This is a genomic window from Cellulomonas septica, assembly GCF_012396155.1.
In the GTDB taxonomy this organism is placed as follows: Bacteria; Actinomycetota; Actinomycetes; order Actinomycetales; family Cellulomonadaceae; genus Cellulomonas; species Cellulomonas septica.
The window spans coordinates 1-1,153 of record NZ_JAAXOY010000860.1; the positions used below are offsets into that span (position 1 = coordinate 1).

The following is a 1,153-nucleotide window of genomic DNA, read 5'->3' on the forward strand; positions in this document are numbered from 1 at the left end:
CGGTCACGAGGGACCACGGTAGTGCGGCGTCCGCCGTCGCCCCGCGCGCCGGACCGTCCGACGTCCGTCATCGGCTCGTCGTCGTGGCGAGGGATAGCGTGGCGACGTGCCGACGACGCCCGCCCACCCCTTCACCCTCGCGGTCGACTGCGGCGGCGGCGGGATCAAGGCGTCCGTGCTCGACGCCGCCGGCACGCTCCACGCGCCCGCCGTGCGGGTCCCCACCCCGTACCCGCTGCCCCCGTCGCGGCTCGTCGACACCATCGCCGCGATCGGTGCCGACCTCCCCGCCGCGGACCGCGCCACGGTCGGCATGCCCGGCATGATCCGCCACGGCGTCGTCGTCGCGACCCCGCACTACGTCACGCGCGCCGGTCCCCGCACCACGGTCGACCCCGCGCTCGTCGACGCGTGGGCCGGGTGCGACATCCGCGCCGCGCTCCAGGAGCGCCTGGGCGTCCCGACGCTCGTCCTCAACGACGCCGAGGTGCACGGCGCGGGCGTGGTCTCCGGCACGGGCGTCGAGCTCGTCCTCACGCTCGGCACCGGCCTCGGGTCCGCACTGTTCGACGGCGGCGTCCTCGCGCCGCACCTCGAGCTGTCGCACGCACCCGTCCGGTGGGGCACGACGTACGACGCGTACGTCGGCCAGGTCGAGCGCACCCGGCTCGGCGACGGCCTCTGGTCGCGGCGCGTGCGACGTGTCGTCGAGGGCCTGCGGCCGGTGTTCCTCTGGGACCGCCTGTACCTCGGCGGCGGCAACGCCCGGCAGGTCACGCCGCAGGTGCTCGAACGGCTCGGCGACGACGTCGTCGTCGTGCCGAACCAGGCCGGGATCGTCGGTGGCGTCCGCGCCTGGACGCTCCACGCCTGACCCGACTCCCCCGCGCACGAGGCGCGTCGTCGGCGCTGCGACGCGTCCCGGTCGCCGGCGCGACGCGTTCCGGTCGCCACCTGTCCGCACGCACCGGGTCGCCGCCCGACCCCACGCGCCGACGTCACCACGTGGAGGCCGCGTCGCCGACCCGCTCGCGAGGCGCACCGACCTCACCACGCGGATGCGGCGTCGCCCGCACGTCCGGGAGGCGCACCGACGCCACGTCGATGCCGCGTCACCCGCACGCCCGCGACGCGCACCGACGTCACCACATGG

1 protein-coding gene is annotated in these 1,153 nt (G+C 76.7%); it reads left to right on the plus strand.

The window, feature by feature from the left end; genetic code table 11:
- Window positions 1-106 precede the first annotated feature (106 nt).
- On the plus strand, window positions 107-874 hold the full coding sequence (locus HGA02_RS19830; RefSeq protein ID WP_168681127.1) for an ROK family protein: 768 nt from the start codon (window positions 107-109) through the stop codon (window positions 872-874).
- The last annotated feature ends 279 nt before the right edge of the window (window positions 875-1,153 follow it).